Origin of the sequence: Isoptericola hypogeus (assembly GCF_039531145.1) — a bacterium.
GTDB lineage: Bacteria > Actinomycetota > Actinomycetes > Actinomycetales > Cellulomonadaceae > Isoptericola > Isoptericola hypogeus.
In genome coordinates this window covers 1-17,194 of sequence record NZ_BAAAPM010000002.1, presented here as the reverse complement: position 1 = coordinate 17,194, position 17,194 = coordinate 1, and the positions used below count along the sequence as shown (strand labels likewise).

12 protein-coding genes are annotated in these 17,194 nt (G+C 73.7%); 7 read left to right on the top strand and 5 right to left on the bottom strand.

Going from position 1 to position 17,194, the window contains the following annotated elements; all coding sequences use genetic code 11:
- Window positions 1-2,451: a prolyl oligopeptidase family serine peptidase gene (locus ABD254_RS00600; protein ID WP_344244599.1), complete on the bottom strand. Its 2,451-nt coding sequence runs from the start codon at window positions 2,449-2,451 to the stop codon at window positions 1-3.
- A gap of 57 nt (window positions 2,452-2,508) precedes the next feature.
- The gene (locus ABD254_RS00595; RefSeq protein ID WP_344244597.1) at window positions 2,509-4,026 is read right to left on the bottom strand and encodes a flavin-containing monooxygenase; all 1,518 of its coding nucleotides are present in this window, start codon (window positions 4,024-4,026) and stop codon (window positions 2,509-2,511) included.
- Between the two features lie 143 nt (window positions 4,027-4,169).
- On the opposite strand from ABD254_RS00595, the gene ligA reads away from it, so the two are divergent.
- Entirely contained in the window at window positions 4,170-6,533 is a 2,364-nt protein-coding gene (ligA, locus tag ABD254_RS00590; protein WP_425553593.1) for an NAD-dependent DNA ligase LigA, read from the top strand.
- Between the two features lie 89 nt (window positions 6,534-6,622).
- On the top strand, window positions 6,623-7,726 hold the full coding sequence (locus tag ABD254_RS00585) for a hypothetical protein (RefSeq protein ID WP_344244595.1): 1,104 nt from the start codon (window positions 6,623-6,625) through the stop codon (window positions 7,724-7,726).
- A gap of 56 nt (window positions 7,727-7,782) precedes the next feature.
- Here ABD254_RS00585 and ABD254_RS00580 read toward each other — a convergent pair whose 3' ends face one another.
- Both ABD254_RS00580 and ABD254_RS00575 read right to left on the bottom strand, forming a co-directional pair.
- Window positions 7,783-8,670 carry a dihydrodipicolinate synthase family protein gene (locus ABD254_RS00580; protein ID WP_344244593.1) on the bottom strand — a complete coding sequence of 296 codons (888 nt, stop codon included), beginning with the start codon at window positions 8,668-8,670 and terminating at the stop codon, window positions 7,783-7,785.
- Window positions 8,671-8,695: 25 nt separating this feature from the next.
- Complete coding sequence (locus tag ABD254_RS00575; protein WP_344244591.1) at window positions 8,696-9,874, bottom strand: ROK family protein; 1,179 nt, start codon at window positions 9,872-9,874, stop codon at window positions 8,696-8,698.
- A gap of 76 nt (window positions 9,875-9,950) precedes the next feature.
- Between ABD254_RS00575 and ABD254_RS00570 the strand changes: the two genes are divergently transcribed.
- From ABD254_RS00570 to ABD254_RS00550, 5 genes are all read left to right on the top strand, one after another.
- Window positions 9,951-11,507: a sugar ABC transporter ATP-binding protein gene (locus tag ABD254_RS00570; protein WP_425553592.1), complete on the top strand. Its 1,557-nt coding sequence runs from the start codon at window positions 9,951-9,953 to the stop codon at window positions 11,505-11,507.
- Window positions 11,504-12,523, top strand: a complete 1,020-nt coding sequence (locus tag ABD254_RS00565; RefSeq protein ID WP_344244589.1) for an ABC transporter permease — start codon at window positions 11,504-11,506, stop codon at window positions 12,521-12,523. Before ABD254_RS00570 ends, ABD254_RS00565 begins: the two co-directional genes overlap by 4 nt.
- Window positions 12,524-12,582: 59 nt before the next feature.
- Window positions 12,583-13,635, top strand: coding sequence for a substrate-binding domain-containing protein (locus ABD254_RS00560; RefSeq protein ID WP_344244587.1), 1,053 nt, complete (start codon window positions 12,583-12,585; stop codon window positions 13,633-13,635).
- Between the two features lie 144 nt (window positions 13,636-13,779).
- On the top strand, window positions 13,780-14,997 hold the full coding sequence (locus ABD254_RS00555; RefSeq protein ID WP_344244585.1) for a Gfo/Idh/MocA family protein: 1,218 nt from the start codon (window positions 13,780-13,782) through the stop codon (window positions 14,995-14,997).
- Between the two features lie 47 nt (window positions 14,998-15,044).
- The gene (locus ABD254_RS00550; RefSeq protein WP_344244583.1) at window positions 15,045-16,046 is read left to right on the top strand and encodes a sugar phosphate isomerase/epimerase family protein; all 1,002 of its coding nucleotides are present in this window, start codon (window positions 15,045-15,047) and stop codon (window positions 16,044-16,046) included.
- A 46-nt stretch (window positions 16,047-16,092) separates the two neighbouring features.
- Here the strand turns inward: ABD254_RS00550 and ABD254_RS00545 are convergent, their stop codons facing one another.
- On the bottom strand, window positions 16,093-16,755 hold the full coding sequence (locus tag ABD254_RS00545; protein WP_344244581.1) for a GNAT family N-acetyltransferase: 663 nt from the start codon (window positions 16,753-16,755) through the stop codon (window positions 16,093-16,095).
- Window positions 16,756-17,194: the final 439 nt, after the last annotated feature.

The following is a 17,194-nucleotide window of genomic DNA, read 5'->3' as shown; positions in this document are numbered from 1 at the left end:
TCAGGCGAGGCGTTCGCGCAGGAACGTCCACGCCAGCGCGGCCATGTGCGCGGCCTGGGCGTTGTTCGCCGCGCCGCCGTGCCCGCCCTCGACGTTCTCGTAGGACGTGACGTCCTTGCCTGCCGCGAGCATGAGCGCGGCCAGCTTGCGCGCGTGCCCGGGGTGCACGCGGTCGTCCTTGGTGGAGGTCGTGAACAGCACGGGCGGGTAGGACCGGCCGGCGTCGAACAGGTGGTACGGCGAGAAGGTCCGGACGAACTCCCAGTCGTCCGAGTCCGGGTCGCCGTACTCCGCCATCCACGACGCGCCTGCGAGCAGGTGGGAGTACCGTTTCATGTCCAGCAGCGGCACCTGGATGACGACGGCGCCGAACAGCTCGGGGTACTGCGTCAGCATGTTGCCGGCCAGCAGCCCGCCGTTCGACCCGCCCTGCGCGCCCAGGTGCCGCGGCGACGTGACGCCGCGGGCCATCAGGTCGCGGGCGACGGCGGCGAAGTCCTCGTAGGCCTTGTGCCGGCTGGAGCGCAGCGCGGCCTGGTGCCACGCCGGGCCGTACTCGCCACCCCCGCGGATGTTCGCGACGACGTACACCCCGCCGCCTGCGAGCCAGCTCCGGCCGACCAACCCGGAGTAGCCCGGCAGCAGAGGGATCTCGAAGCCGCCGTAGCCGTACAGCAGGGTGGGCGCGGTCCCGGGGACCGACGGGTCGGCCGGACGCACCAGGTCCTCGCGCCCGACGACGAAGTACGGCACCCGCGTGCCGTCGTCGGACGTCGCGAAGTGCTGGGCGACGACCATCCCGTCCGCGTCGAAGAACGCCGGCGCGCTCTTCAGCAGCTCGCTGGTTGAGCTTGTCGAAGCCTTGTCGGTCGAGCCTGCCGAACCGCTGGTTGAGCTTGTCGAAGCCTTGTCGGTCGAGCCTGCCGAACCGCTGGTTGAGCTTGTCGAAACCTTGTCGGTCGAGCCTGCCGAACCGCTGGTTGAGCTTGTCGAAACCTTGTCGGCCGAGCCTGCCGAACCGCTGGTTGAGCTTGTCGAAACCTTGTCGGCCGAGCCTGCCGAACCGCTGGTTGAGCTTGTCGAAACCTCGCCCGCCCCGCCCACCGTCGCCAGCGCCAGCGTGGAGGGCGTGAGGTAACCGGTCGTGGTCAGCCAGACGTCGTCACTGTCGACGGCGTCGACGGCGCGGGCGCCCACGGTGACCAGCTCGGCGCCCACGGGCAGCGCGGAGCGCTGCCACCCGCCCCCGGCGCCGGCGTCCTCGGGCGGCGTGAGCACCTCCAGCCGGTTGCGCACGTCGTCGAGCACGTTCACCACGAGGTGGTGACGCGTCCAGGAGGCGCCGACGAGCGACGTCGACGGCGTGGGCTCGAACAGCACGGCGAGGTCGCGGCTCCCGGCGAGGAAGGCGTCGGCGGGGGCCGCGAGCAGCGACCCGGCCGGGTAGGTGCGGGGCGCGGGGCCGCCGGGCTCCGGCACCCAGTCGTCGCGCAGCTCGACGAGCAGCCACTCGCGGTGGAAGCCGACCTCCGCGGACTCGGGGACGTCGATCTTCACGAGCCGCTGCTCCGGCGTGCCGACCGCCTCGACGAGGAACGTCTCCGACCGGTAGAACGCGATGCTCCGGCTCACCAGGTCGCGCTCGAAGCCGGGCGTACGCGAGCGACGGGCCGAGATGTACATGTCGTCGTCCGTGCCCTCGTAGACGACGACGGCGGCGTCCAGGGGAGTGCCGCGCCGCCACAGCCGCACGGTGCGCGGGTAGCCGGACGGCGTCGTGGTGCCCGGCCCGAAGTCGGTGAACGCGTAGACGGTGTCCTCGTCCGCCCAGGCGAGCCCGCCCTTGGCGCCGACGGCGCCGTCGGCGCGGGCGGTGTCGCGCTCGAAGCCGCCCTCGGCGGCGGGGACGAACCGCTTGTCGACGAGGTCGAACTCGCGGGTCACGTCGGCGTCGGAGCCGCCCGGCGAGAGGTCCACGAGCGCACGTCGCCACGGCTCGCCCGCGGCGAGCTGCTCCGGCGCGGGGCGCAGCAGCGACGCCCCGTGCCACACCCAGCTCTGGCCCTCGGCGGCGGCGAGGGCGTCGAGGTCGAGCACCGGCTCCCACGCGGGCTCGGCCGAACGGTAGGACTCGAGGGTGGTGCGGCGCCACAGCCCGCGCTCGTGCTCGGCGTCGCGCCAGAAGTTGTACAGGTGGTCGCCGATCCGCGACACGTCCGGGATCCGCTGGTCGGAGTCGAGCACCTCGCGGATCGCCGCCTCGGTCGCCGCGAACCCGTCGGTCCCGCCGACCGTCGCGTGGGCGTGGTCGTTGCGCTCGCGCACCCACTCGAGGGCGACGTCGCCCTCGACGTCCTCGAGCCACGAGAACGGGTCGGGGGCGCCGGGGTCGAGCGGCGTGCTCGGCACGGCGGTGGACGGCGGGGCGGTCGCGAGTCGCTCGGTGGTCATGGTCGGCACCATAACCGCCCGTGCGGTGCCGTCCCTGCGGGGGCCGTCCCGACTGGGCTATCCCCGCCGTGCCGTCCCCGCCGGCTGTCCGGCCACGCGCTCCCGCAGCCGGCCCGCGACGTGCCGGTACGCCCGGGGGCTGACGGGCAGGAGCCACTGGGTGGCCTTCGTCCGGCGGGGGAGCGCGAGGCCCAGGTCGTCGAGCAGCTCGTCGATCTGGTGCAGCGAGAACGGGATGACGTTGGTGCCGCGGGCGTGCTTGCCGTCCGTGCGCGCCTCCATCCAGGCCACGCGCCGGGCGACGTGCTCGCGGCGGGCCTCGACCGGGGGGAGGCTCAGCGCTCCCGCGAGGTGGCCGGCGGTCCACACGGCCGCCATCTCGGCGGAGAGCGGGCTGAACAGCGACGAGTTGTAGCCCGCGAAGGTCAGGTGCGGGACGTCGTGCGGCAGCACCTGGCGATAGAGCTCGAAGTTCCCGCGGTCGTCGAGCAGGCGCGCCTGGACGTCGTCGTCGAGGAACGGCACCCGTTGGTGGAACCCGGTGCCGCAGACCACGAGGTCGGCGCCGACCGTGGTGCCGTCGCCGAGCACCGCGACCGGGGCGCCGTCGTCGTCCGCGCCCAGCCGCGCGATCGTGGTGTCCCGGTGCACCACGATCCGGCCGTCGGCGACCTGGTCGGCGAAGCCCTCGGTGGCCAGCGAGACTGTGGAGCGCGCGATGTCCGAGAACTCGCCGGGCGGCACCAGGCCCAGCTCGTCGAGGCGCAGCTGCCGGCGCGAGACGGCGCCGACGCCCGAGACCATCGACCGGCGTACCGGGTCCCCCGGCCCGTGCAGGAAGCGCTCCGCCGCGCCGTCCAGCGTCTGGTAGCGGAACAGCCCCTCGCCGAGCCGGGTGAGCAGCAGGTACTTGTAGTTCAGGGCGCCGCCGATCCTCCGGGGCAGCTTCCACAGCAGGCTGCGGGCGACGACGGCGGTGCTGGCCGCGACCCGGGCCAGCTCGCCGGCGACGTCGCACGCGGACTTGCCGTAGCCGACCACGACGACGTTCTTCCCGCGCGCCTCCTCGGGCGAGGCGATCCCGCCGGCCGCGACGACCCGGCCACCGGCCGACTCGTGCTGCGCCAGGCCCTCGAACCGGGGGACCACCGGGTCGCAGAAGACGCCGTTCGCGACCACGAGGTGGTCGAACGGCTCGGGGTCGCGGACGGGCTCGCCCGCGCGGCGGGTCGTGACGAGCCAGCCGTCCTCGGCCTCCGTGAGCTCGGCCCGGACGACCTCGGTCCCCAGCCGCACGGAGTTCCGCAGGTCGTGCAGGTCCACGTACCGCTCCAGATAGGCCTGCACCTGCGCGCCGTCGGGCCACTCGGGGTAGCGCTTCGGCATGGGCAGGTCGGAGAACGCGTACGAACCCTTGTCGTTCTGCGTGCGCAGGCCCGGGTACCGGCGCGTCGCGCTCCAGACCCCGCCGACGTCCGGGCTCTTGTCGAGCACGGTGACGGCGTGCCCGAACTGGCGGAGGACCTTGGCGCTGGCGAGTCCGGCGAAGCCGGCGCCGACGACGGCGATCTTCATGGGCGTCCTTGCTCTCGGCTCGAGTCGGGCGAAACGCCCGGATCGTATCGGTCCTCGGCCTCCTGGGACAGGCCCTGCGCGGGGACGGCGGGTCGTCGGGCCGCGGTGAGGCCGGTGTCGGTGGGAGGCGGGAGGATGGTGCCGTGAGCGACACGACGACGGATCCCCGCCCTGACCAGCCCGTCGCGGCCGGCGCAGCAGCCGGCGCGACGTCCGGCCCCGGTGCGACCGACGCGGCCGTGCTCGACGAGACGGCGGCCCGGCGCCGCTGGGCCGAGCTGGTCGCCCTGGTCGAGGAGGACCAGCGCGCCTACTACGAGGACGACGCCCCCAAGGTGTCCGACGCCGAGTACGACGGGCGCATGCACGAGCTGCAGCACCTGGAGGCGTCCCACCCGGCGCTGGTCACGCCCGAGTCGCCGACGCAGCGGGTCGGCGGGCGCGCCGCCGTCGGCTTCGCCACCGTCCAGCACGTGGAGCGGATGCTCTCGCTCGACAACGCGTTCAGCGCGGAGGACCTCGCGGCCTGGGCGGTGCGCGTGCACCGCGACCTGGGCCTCGGGCCCGGCGACCGGGTCGGCTACCTGTGCGAGGTCAAGATCGACGGCCTCGCGATCGCCCTGCTCTACGAGAAGGGGCGGCTGGTGCGCGCGGCCACGCGGGGCGACGGCCGCACGGGCGAGGACGTCACGGCCAACGTGCGCACCATCGCGAGCATCCCGCAGCGGCTCGGCGGCGACCCGGCGTCCCACCCGGACGTCATCGAGATCCGCGGCGAGGTGTTCATGGGCGTGGAGGACTTCGCGGCTCTCAACGCCAGGCTCGTCGCCGACGGCCACGACCCGTACGCGAACCCGCGCAACACCGCGGCGGGCTCCCTGCGGCAGAAGGACCCGAAGGTCACCGCGAGCCGCAACCTGCGCATGTACGCGCACGGCGTCGGCGCGCTGCAGTGGACCGCGGGGGAGCATGCCGAGCTGGCGCGCCAGTCCGACGCGTACGCGCTGTTCGAGGGGTGGGGCGTGCCCGTCTCGCCGCACAACCGCGTCGTCGAGGGGCTCGACGGCGTGCAGCAGATGATCGATCACTTCGGCGAGCACCGGCACTCGATCGAGCACGAGCTGGACGGCATCGTCGTCAAGGTCGACGCCCTCGCCGACCAGCGGCGCCTGGGCGCCACCAGCCGCGCGCCGCGCTGGGCCATCGCCTACAAGTACCCGCCGGAGGAGGTCAACACCCGGCTGCTGGCCATCCAGGTCGGCGTGGGTCGCACGGGTCGGGCCACGCCGTATGCGGTGATGGAGCCGGTCAAGGTCGCGGGCTCGACGGTGCGGCAGGCCACCCTGCACAACCAGGACGTCGTGCGGGCCAAGGGGGTGCGCATCGGCGACATGGTCGTCCTGCGCAAGGCGGGCGACGTCATCCCCGAGATCCTCGGCCCGGTGGCGGCGCTGGCCGACGACGGCTACCCGCGCGAGGACTTCGTGATGCCGGCCGGGTGCCCCGAGTGCGGCACCGGCCTGCGGCCGATGAAGGAGGGCGACGTCGACCTGCGCTGCCCCAACGCCGAGTCGTGCCCCGCCCAGGTGCGCGGGCGCGTGGAGCACATCGGGTCGCGCGGCGGGCTCGACGTCGAGGCGCTCGGCGAGGTCACCGCCGCCGCCCTGACCCAGCCCGAGGTCCCCGAGGTCCCTCCGCTGCGCACCGAGGCCGGGCTGTTCTCCCTCACGCTCGACGACCTGCTGCCGATCGAGGTGGTCGTGCGCGACGCCGAGACCGGTCTCGTGAAGGTCGACGACGACGGCGTCGCGCGCCGGCGGACGCCGTTCCGCAAGAAGCTCGCCTACACCAAGGCGCGGCGGCAGGCGGCGCGCGACGCCGGTGAGGTGCTCCCCGAGCACGAGCCGTCGGCGTCGGCCACGAAGCTCCTCGACGAGCTGGAGCTCGCGAGGACGAAGGACCTGTGGCGTGTCCTCGTGAGCCTCAACATCCGGCACGTCGGGCCGGTGGCGGCGCGGGCGCTCGCGGACTGGTTCGGCTCCCTCGACGCGATCCGCTCAGCGTCCCGCGAGGAGCTGGCCGCCGTCGAGGGCGTGGGATCGATCATCGCCGACGCCGTCCTGGCCTGGTTCGACGTGGAGTGGCACCGCGAGATCGTCGACGCATGGGCCGCGGCCGGCGTGCGGTTCGCGACGCCCGGCCACCCCGGCCCGGCGGCCATGGCGGCGAAGGCCGACGAGGGGCCGACCGGCCCTCTGGCCGGCCTCACGGTTGTGGTCACGGGCTCGCTCGAGGGGTTCAGCCGCGACGGCGCCAAGGAGGCCGTCATCGCCGCGGGCGGCAAGTCGGCCGGATCCGTCTCCAAGAAGACGGACTACGTCGTGGTCGGCGACAACGCGGGGTCCAAGGCGGCCAAGGCGGAGGAGCTGGGGCTGCAGATCCTCGACGAGGCGGGCTTCGTCCGGCTGCTCGAGGGCGGCCCGTCCGCGCTCGACGACGGCGCGTAGGCGGCGCGCGGGGGCGGCGTCCGTCGCCGCCCCCGTTCGGGCCGCGGACACGCCGGGGCGGCCGTCGGCACGGTGGCTACGATGCGCGGGTGCTCGACACCGACCCTTCCGTGACCTCGACCCCGACCCTGCGCGGCGCCCACCTCGTGGGTTCCGTGAACCTGCCGACCGCGCGCGACACCCTGCGCACGGTCGCCACGCGCCTCGGCGGACACGCCCGGCGCCTCCCCGACGGGGAGGTGGGCGAGCGGTTCCACTGGATCCTCTTCCAGGGCGCGCGCTTCTCCGCGGTCGAGGGGCTGACCCGGGTGGGTGACGACCCGGTCGTCGTCGCCGGCTTCGACCTGCGCCCCCACGTCCTCGACGGGTCGGTGCCCGCGGACGCGCTGCGCTTCGGCCCGCTCGGCTACGCCGAGGCGGCGGCCGCGTCGTACGCGGACTTCGTCGCGCTGCGCGAGGAGGGCGCGATCGCGCCGGGCACGCGGTTCCAGGTCGGCCTGCCCTCGCCGCTCGCGGCCGTGACGTCGTTCGTCGCCGCCCGCGACCGCGCAGCCGTGTACCCGGCCTACGAGGCGGCCATGGTGCGCGAGCTCGAGCAGATCGTCGCCACGATCCCCGCCGCCGACCTGGCGATCCAGGTCGAGCTCGCGACGGACTTCGCGTTCATCGAGGGGGCGAGCCTCGGCGGGGGCGTCGCGCGCGCCTGGTTCGACCGGGGGGCGGGCGGCGACGAGGACGTCCTCGCCGGATGCGTGCGCCGTGCGGCGCACCTCGCGGGGCGCGTCCCGGCCGACGTCGAGCTCGGCTTCCACCTCTGCTACGGCGACGTGGCGGAGAAGCACTTCACGGAGCCCACTGACGCCGGCAACCTCGTGGCGGTGGCGAACGCCCTGGTCACGGCCGTGGGGCGCCCGATCACGTGGGTGCACCTGCCGGTGCCGATCGACCTGGACGACACGGCCTACGTCGCGCCGCTGGCGGACCTCGCGCTCGACGGGGCCACGGAGCTGTACCTCGGGCTCCTGCACCACGAGGACGGCGTGACGGGCGCCCACCGACGCCTCGCCGCCGCCGCGCAGGTGCTCGGGGACCGGACGGTCGGCGTCGCCACCGAGTGCGGTTTCGGTCGTGGCCCGAGCGAGCGGACCGCCGCGCTCCTCGACCTGCACGTCGCGGTGCTCGAGGGCTCCTGAGCCTCGCTCGCCGGTCGAGCGTGTCGAGACCACGGGCTCGACTGACGAGGCCGTGGTCAGGGACGTCGGCCGACGACCTCGGCGAGCGCGACGCCGTCGGCCGCGGTGAGCGGGACGAGCGCGTCGCGCGGCGGCGCGGTCGGCGTGCCCAGCAGGGTCGCGAGCGCGTGCAGCGCGGTGATCGGCCGCCCGGTCGCGGCGACGGCGCGCGCGACGTCGAGCAGCCACTCCCGCGCCGCCGCGTCCTCGGCGCTGCCGGCGACGCGGGCCCTCCGCACCGCGACGTACTCCGCCGGGGCGAGCGCCGCGAGCCCGGTGTGCCAGGCGTCGGCCGGCTCGGCCGAGCCGACGAGCGCGGCGTCGCCGCTGAGCCCGACGACGATGCCCGGCGCGCCGGCGCGCAGCGCGGCCACCCGGCCCGCCGGCCTCGACACGGTCGACGCGGGGTCCTTGACCGCGACGACCGACCCGTCGGCCGCCAGCCGTCCGAGGAGCTCGGGCGAGACGTCGTACCCGAGCTGCACGGGCTTGTTGTAGAAGCAGACAGGGACCCCGGGGACGGCCCGCGCGACCCGCGCGAACAGCGCGCCGACCTCCGCGTCGTCCAGCGGCAGGTAGGAGAAGGGCGCCAGGACGACGCCCGCGACCCCGGACCGCACCGCCGCCCGGGCGCGTCCGGGCGCGCGGGCGACGGACGCGTCCGCCGTGCCCGCGTACACCGGTGCGCGCGACCCCGCCGCGTCGACGGCGGTGCGGACCACGGCGTCCCGCTCGTCGTCGTCGAACGAGGTCCCGGCGCCCGACGTCGCGAGCACCGTGACGCCGTCCACCCCGGCGGCGACGGCCCGGTCGACGAGGGCCCCGAGCGCGTCGAGGTGAGGCGTCCCGTCGTCGTGCAGCGGGGTGATCGGGTAGGCCAGCAGGCCGGTGAACGCCGAGGTCATGCGAGGCATCGTACGAGCGGCGGCCTCAGGCGGTGCGCGCGTCCACCGCTGCGGGGGAGAGCGCGTGGTCGGCCGCCATCGCCGCGGCCCCGAGCACTCCCGCCTGCGCCCCCGTCCGGGCGACGACGATGCGCAGGTGCTGCGTCGCGAGCGGCAGCGACCGCCGGTACACGACCTCGCGGATCCCGGCGAGCAGGTGCTCGCCCGACTCCGCGAGGATGCCTCCGACCACGATGACCGACGGGTTGAGGAGGCTCACCGTGGCGGCCAGGACCGCGCCGATCTCGCGGCCGGCCTGCCGCACGGCTCGGCTTGCGGTGACGTCGCCGCCCCGCACGAGCGCGACGACGTCGGCGGGGCCGGCCACCTCGAGCCCGGCAGCGCTCAGGTGCGCGGCGACCGCCTGGGCGCTCGCGACGGCCTCGAGGCAGCCGACGTTCCCGCACCGGCACACGACCTCCTCCGCGCCCGGGACCGCGACGTGCCCGACGTCCCCGGCGGCCCCCTGGGCCCCGCGCCGCAGCGCGCCGTCGGCGATGATGCCGGCGCCGATGCCGGTGGCGACCTTGATGAGGATGAGGTCCGCGACCTCGGGCCAGGCGAGCCGGTGCTCGCCGAGGGCCATGATGTTGACGTCGTTGTCGACCAGCACCGGGGCGTCGAAGCGCGCGCCGAGCAGTCCGGGCACGTCGGCGTCGTCCCAGCCGGGCATGATCGGCGGGTTGTTCGGGTGGCCGGTCGCGTGCTCGACCGGGCCGGGGAGGCCAAGGCCCACGCCGGCGAGCTCGTCGGGGGAGCGGCCCGCCGTCTCGAGCAGCTTGGTGCCGGTCTCGGCGACCCACCCCAGCACCGGACCCGGGCCGTCCGCGATGGCGAGGGGGGCGTCGAGGTCGGCCAGCACGTTCGACGCAAGGTCCGTGACCGCGAGGCGGGCGTGCGTGGCGCCGAGGTCGACGCCGAGCACCACCTGCGAGGCGGGGTTGAACGCGAACGTGGCGGGCGGCCGCCCGCCGGTCGAGGTGGCCTCGCCGGCGGGCGCGATGAGCCCGGTGGCCATGAGGGCGTCGATGCGCCCCGCGACGGTGGAGCGCGCCTGCCCCGTGAGCACCGCGAGCTCCGCGCGGGTGCGCGGGCGCCCGTCGCGCAGCAGCTGGAACAGGTCCCCCGAGCCGGGCGTGCGCGCACCGACCACCCCTTCAGTCATTGCCCTAGTGAATCACGATCGGATAACACCCGTCTTTTGCTTGACGCTCGACAGAAGTCGGCCTAGGTTCGGACGCATGGTCGACGTGGACCGCGACGACGCGGAAACGCCCGAGGGCACAGGTGCCCCCGCCAACCTGCTGTTGCGCATGGAGGGCATCGTCAAGCACTTCCCCGGCGCGAAGGCGCTCGACGGGGTGGACCTCGACGTGCTGCCGGGCGAGGTGCACTGCCTGCTCGGGCAGAACGGTGCCGGTAAGTCGACCCTCATCAAGGTGCTGTCGGGCGCGCACCAGCCCACCTCCGGCCGCATCCTCCTCGACGACGCCGAGATCGCGATCCCGCACCCGGTGGCGGCGCTCAACCACGGCATCGCCACGATCTACCAGGAGCTCGACGTCGTCGACGGCCTCACGGTCGCCGAGAACATCTACCTCGGCCACGAGCTCGACCGCGGCGGTTTCACCCAGCGTCGCGCCGCCACGCGGAGGGCCCGCGACCTCCTGCGGCGCCTCGGTCACCCCGAGATCTCCCCGCACACGGAGGTGGGGCAGCTCTCCGCCGCGGGCAAGCAGATCGTGTCGATGGCGCGGGCGCTCTCGCACGACGCGCGGGTGATCGTGATGGACGAGCCGTCCGCCGTGCTCGACTCGGGTGAGGTCGAGAACCTCTTCCGCGTCGTCGAGGGCCTCACGGCCCAGGGCGTGGCCGTCGTCTACATCTCCCACCGGCTCGAGGAGATCCGTCGCATCGGCGATCGCATCACCGTCCTGAAGGACGGGCGCACGGTCGGGCGCAACCTTGCGGTCGCCGCCACGCCCACCAAGGAGCTCATCAAGCTCATGACCGGACGGACGGTGGAGTTCGCGTTCCCCGAGCGCCCGGGCGTCCCCGACGACGCCCCCGTCGTGCTGGAGGTGAGCGACCTGGCGCTCGGCTCCACGTTCTCCGACGTCTCGCTGGAGGTGCGGGCGGGGGAGATCGTCGGCCTCGCGGGGCTCGTCGGGTCGGGGCGCTCGGAGATCCTCGAGACGATCTACGGGGCGCGCAGGGCCACGTCCGGGCACGTCCGGGTCGGCGGTCGTGCCCTGCGTCCGGGTTCGGTGCCGGCCGCCGTGGCCGCCAACATCGGGCTGGCCCCCGAGGAGCGCAAGAGCCAGGGGCTGCTGCTGGACGAGCCGGTCTTCAAGAACATCACCCTGTCCACCTTCGCTAGGACGGCCAAGGGCGGGTGGCTCGACGAGCGGGCCGAGCGGCGGGCGGCGAGCGAGCAGGCGGTCGCCCTCGACCTGCGTCCGCCCCAGGTGGGCCGGGCGATCCGCACGTTGTCGGGCGGCAACCAGCAGAAGGCGCTGCTCGCCCGGTGGCTCGTGCACGGCTGCGAGGTGCTGCTCCTCGACGAGCCCACGCGCGGCGTCGACGTCGGCGCCCGCTCCGAGATCTACGCCCTGGTGCGCAGCCTCGCCGACGCCGGGACGGCGGTCGTCGTGGTCTCGAGCGAGATCCCGGAGGTCCTGGGCCTCGCGGACCAGGTCCTCGTCGTCTCGGAGGGCCAGGTCGTGCACCGCGGGCCCGCGCAGGACATCGACGAGCACGCCGTGCTCGACCTCGTCATGGAAGGAAGTGCCGCGTGAGCGGAACCACGGCCGCACCCCCGGCCGACGCCCCGTCCGACGCTCCGAGGAGGAGCGGCTGGCTCTCCGGGCCCGCCGTCCGCAACCTCGGCCTGGTCATCGCCCTCGCGCTGATCTGCGTCGCGGGCGTCATCACCGGCGGCGAGCGATTCGCCGACATCGACAACGTCCTGACCATCCTGCGGCTCGCGTCCGTGACCGGGGTGCTCGCCATCGGGATGACGTTCGTCATCACGTCGGGCGGGATCGACCTCTCGGTGGGCTCCGTGCTCGGCCTGACCACCGTCTGGGCCACGACCGTCGCCACGCAGACGATGGCCGAGGACATCCACTGGGTGCTCATGGTGTTCACGGCGCTGGTCGTCGGCACGGCGGCCGGCCTGGTCAACGGCGCGCTCATCGCCTACGGGCGCGTCGTCCCGTTCATCGCGACGCTCGCCATGCTCGCGGCCGCCCGAGGGCTGGCGGAGATGATCTCCGACCGCCAGACGCAACAGGTCGACGTCGCGGGGTTCACCGACTTCTTCCGGGCCGACTGGATCGGCGTCCCGGTCCTCGTGTGGATCTTCGCGCTCGTCTCCGTCGCGGGCTGGGTCCTGCTCAACCGCACCACGTTCGGCCGCCGGACGGTCGCGATCGGTGGCAACGAGGAAGCGTCGCGGCTCGCGGGGATCAAGGTCAAGCGTCACACGCTCTACCTCTACGGCCTCGCAGGCCTGGCCGCCGGGATCGGCGGCGTCATGATGCTGGGGCGCACCACGGCGGGGACCTCGACGAACGGCGTGCTGTACGAGCTCGACGTCATCGCCGCCGTCGTCGTGGGCGGCACCCTGCTCGTCGGGGGCCGCGGCACGATCGTCGGCACCGTGCTCGGCGTCCTGATCTTCAACACGCTGAACAACATCTTCGTGATCAACAACATGTCCACGTCGGCGCAGAACGTCGCCAAGGGCCTGATCATCGTCGTCGCCGTCCTGATCCAGCAGCGTTTCGCGAACCGGTCCCGATCCACCTGACCGCACCCTCCAGCCGCATCCACCTCATCGCAGCATCGGACCGAATCGAGGAAGATCCCATGTCCGCACGAACCACAGCCCGGCGCCGCACCCTGGTCGCCGCCGTCGGTGCCACGGCCGCCCTCCTGATCACCGCGGGCTGCACCAGCAACGAGCCGCCCGAGGAGGAGAACACCGCGCCGGCCCCCGTCGCCGCCGAGGGCAACGACGAGCCGGGGGAGGACGTCGTGATCGGGTTCTCCGCCCCGGCGGCCGACCACGGCTGGATGGGCGCCATCACCCAGACCGCGGTCGACACGGCCGAGCAGTACCCCGACGTCACGCTGCGCCAGGCCGAGGCCACCAACGACGTCAACGTGCAGATCAGCCACATCGAGCAGTTCATCAACGACGAGGTCGACGCCATCGTCCTGCTCCCGTTCGACGGCGCGGCGCTCACCGAGGTCGCGACCAAGGCGATGGAGGCCGGCATCCCGGTCATCAACGTCGACCGGGAGTTCTCCAGCCCGTTCGCCGCGCGCGCCACGATCCTCGGCGACAACTACGGCATGGGCGTGAGCGCCGGCACGTACATCTGCGAGCAGCTCGGCGACAACCCGGACGCGGTCGTGGCCGAGATCCAGGGCATCGAGGCGCTGCCGCTGACCCAGGACCGCAGCCAGGGCTTCGCGGACGCGCTGGCCGACTGCGGCCTGGACGTGGACGCCCAGGTGGCCGCCGACTTCACCATCCAGGGCGGCGAGACGGCGACGTCGAACCTCCTGCAGGCGGAGCCGCAGATCGACGCCATCTGGAACCACGACGACGACCAGGGCGTGGGCGTCCTGGCGGCCATCGAGAACGCCGGCCGCGACGAGTTCTTCATGGTCGGCGGCGCCGGCTCGCTCGACGTCATGGAGCACATCCAGGCCGGGGACACGCCGCTCGAGGCGACCGTCATCTACCCGTCGACGCAGGCGGCCGACGGGATCAAGATGGCGCGCCTCGTCGTGCAGAACAAGAACATGGGCGACCTGGTCTCCGCCGGCGTCCCGCGCACCACGCAGCTGTACGCGCCGGTCGTCACGGCCGACAACGTCGAGGAGTACCTGCCGATCGGCTTCGAGTCCTGACCGCCGCCGTCACCGGTGCCGGCGGGTAGCCCCGGCACCGGTGGCAGCGTGCCGCCGTCAGGCGGCACCACGACGGGACGCACGAGGCCTCGCGCGCCACGCAGGCCGCCGACGCGCCGTTTCGCACCCACGAGGAGGGGCAGCATGACCGAGCACGCCGCAGCAGGGGGCACGACGACGCTTGGCGTCGGGATGGTCGGGTACGCGTTCATGGGCGCGGCGCACTCACAGGCGTGGCGCACCGCCCCGCGGTTCTTCGACCTGCCGACGATGCCGCGGATGCGCGTGGTGGCGGGTCGAGACCCGCAGGCCGTGCGGGCGGCGGCCGACCGGCTCGGGTGGGACGACGCCGTGACCGACTGGCGCGAGCTCGTCGCGCGGGACGACGTCGACCTGGTCGACGTGTGCACGCCGGGGGACACGCACGCCGAGATCGCGATCGCGGCGCTCGAGGCGGGCAAGCACGTCCTGTGCGAGAAGCCGCTGGCGAACACGGTCGCGGAGGCCGAGGCGATGGCCGCGGCAGCCCGGACGGCGGCAGAGCGCGGCGTGCGGGCGATGGTCGGGTTCACGTACCGGCGTGTCCCCGCCATCCAGCTGGCACGACAGCTCGTCGCCGAGGGCCGGATCGGCGAGGTTCGCCAGGTGCGGGCCCAGTACCTGCAGGACTGGCTGTCCGACCCGAAGGCGCCGCTGTCGTGGCGGCTCGACAAGAAGAAGGCGGGTTCGGGAGCGCTCGGCGACATCGGCGCGCACGTCGTCGACCTCGCCCAGTTCATCACGGGCCAGCGGCTCACCGGCGTCGCCGGCCTGCTCGAGACGTTCGTGCGCGAGCGTCCGGTGCCGGCGTCGTTCTCGGGTCTCGCGGGCGAGGCCGGTGAGGGCACCGGCCCTGTGACGGTCGACGACGCGGCGATCTTCTTCGGCCGGCTGTCCGGGGGCGGGATCGCGAGCTTCGAGGCGACCCGGTTCGCGTGGGGCCGCAAGAACGCGATCCGCCTCGAGATCAACGGGTCGCGGGGGTCGGTGGCGTTCGACTTCGAGGACATGAACCTCCTGCACTTCTACGACGCCGACGACGACGCGACGACGGCCGGCTTCCGCCGCATCGTCGTCACGGAGCCCGAGCACCCGTACGGCGGCCACTGGTGGCCGGCCGGTCACGGGCTGGGGTACGAGCACGCCTTCACGCACCAGGTGGTGGACCTGGTCGGTGACCTGGCGGCGGGGCGGCAGCCGCACCCGTCGTTCGACGACGGGCTGCAGGTCCAGCGTGTGCTGGACGCGATCGAGCGCAGCTCCGCGTCCGGCAGCGGCTGGGTCGACCTCCCGGCCGCCGCTGGTGAACCTGTCGCCGGTTGAGCCGGGCGCCGCTGGCTGAGCTTGTCGAAACCCGAAGGAGCATCCTGATGGCACGACCGATCACCCTGTTCACCGGCCAGTGGGCCGACCTGCCGCTCGAGGAGGTGGCCCGGCTCGCGTCGGGCTGGGGCTACGACGGGCTGGAGCTGGCCTGCTGGGGCGACCACCTGGACCCCTGGCGGTGGGACGACGACGCCTACGTGCAGTCGCGTCTGGACCTGCTGGAGCGGTACGGGCTGAAGGTCTTCGCGATCTCCAACCACCTCAAGGGCCAGGCCGTGTGCGACGACCCGATCGACGCCCGGCACCGCGACATCCTCCCGGACGTCGTGTGGGGCGACGGCGACCCCGAAGGGGTCCGGCAGCGGGCGGCGGAGGAGATGAAGCACACCGCGCGGCTGGCCGCGCGGCTCGGCGTCGACACGGTCGTCGGGTTCACGGGCTCGTCCATCTGGAAGTACGTCGCGATGTTCCCGCCGGCGTCCGCCGAGATGATCGACGCCGGCTACCAGGACTTCGCGGACCGCTGGAACCCGATCCTCGACGTCTTCGACGAGGTGGGCGTGCGCTTCGCCCACGAGGTGCACCCCAGCGAGATCGCCTACGACTACTGGACGACGGTGCGCACCCTGGAGGCGATCGGCCACCGCGAGGCCTTCGGCCTGAACTGGGACCCCTCGCACATGGTCTGGCAGGACCTGGACCCGGTGAGCTTCCTGTGGGACTTCCGCGACCGCATCTACCACGTGGACTGCAAGGACTCGAAGAAGCGCATGACCAACGGGCGCAACGGGCGACTGTCGTCGCACCTGCCCTGGGCGGACCCGCGACGGGGGTGGGACTTCATCTCCACGGGGCACGGCGACGTGCCGTGGGAGGACGCGTTCCGCATGCTCAGCACCATCGGGTACCCCGGCCCGATCTCGATCGAGTGGGAGGACGCCGGGATGGACCGGCTCGTCGGCGCCCCCGCGGCCCTGGAGTTCGTGCGAGGGCTCGTCTTCGACCCGCCCGCGGCGGCGTTCGACGCCGCCTTCTCGGCCCGCTGACGCCCGCGGTGCCCGGTGGTCGCGACCGGGCACCGCGGTTCCGTCCCTACGCGGGGCGGTGCAGCATGACGACGTCGTCGTGCACGACGCCGCCGACGTCGTAGGTGCGGCGGCCGACGACCTCGAAGCCGTGCTTGCGGTAGAACGCCTGGGCGCGGCGGTTCTCCCCGTTGGTGCCGAGCCAGATCGCGGCGGCCGGGGATCCCGCGCGCGCGGCGAGCTCGCGGGCCGCGGTCACCGATGCGTCCATGAGCAGGCCGGCGACCCCCGACCCCTGGGCCTCGGGCAGGACGTAGATCTTGGAGAGCTCCGCGTACGGGCCGGGCCCGGCGACGGCGCGGAGCACGTCGGCCTCGGCTGATCCGTCGGGCCGGCCGAGCGCGACGAGCGCGTACCCGAGCGGCGCGTCGTCCATGTGTCGACCGTCCAGCATGGCGCCCTCGCCCCCGCTGGCACCGGACAGGGTCGCCACCTCGTCGGCCGGCACCGCCACGAGCAGGGCGTGCCGGTCCGACTCGGCCCAACCCCGGAACGCCGCCGGGGTCAGGTGCGTGCCGATGTGCGCGGTCATCGTCGAGACGGCAGTCCCAGGTGGGCAGGCCAGGGGGAAGGTGACGGCCGCCAGCCATGCGACGGACGCTGCCTCGCCGGGGCGAGCCTGGCGGACGACGACGCGGCCGGGCGAACGGGTGCTGACGAAGGTGCTCACCGCGCGAATCTAGCTGCCGGGTCCCCAGGGCTCGCAGGGAGGGCCGAGCCGAGCCGCTGACCTGCGCGCGCGTGGTCCCGCGAGGTCCGGCCCGCGACCCTCGGCGGGGCCCCGCATCGATGTGCCGGGCGTCACGCCACCCGAGGTGGTGAGCACTCCCGGAAGCGTGTAATGTTCTACGACGTCAGCCCGACAGGGAGACGGACACGAAGGGTCACCGGGTTCGCCCGGAACGACGAGTGGCCGCCCGGGGCTGAAACTCACATCGAGGATCGGGTTCCTTCGTGGACCCGCGATCGCGGTGCGGGGGACTTGTCAGCACCGTCTGGCTGGTTCGGTCGCCGAAATCGGCGGTTGGAACGGCCCGAAAAGTCTGGTAAGTTTGAGGGGTTGCCCCGGGCGGGTTGGGACTGAGGTTCTGGCTTGTTGGGTGTGCGTC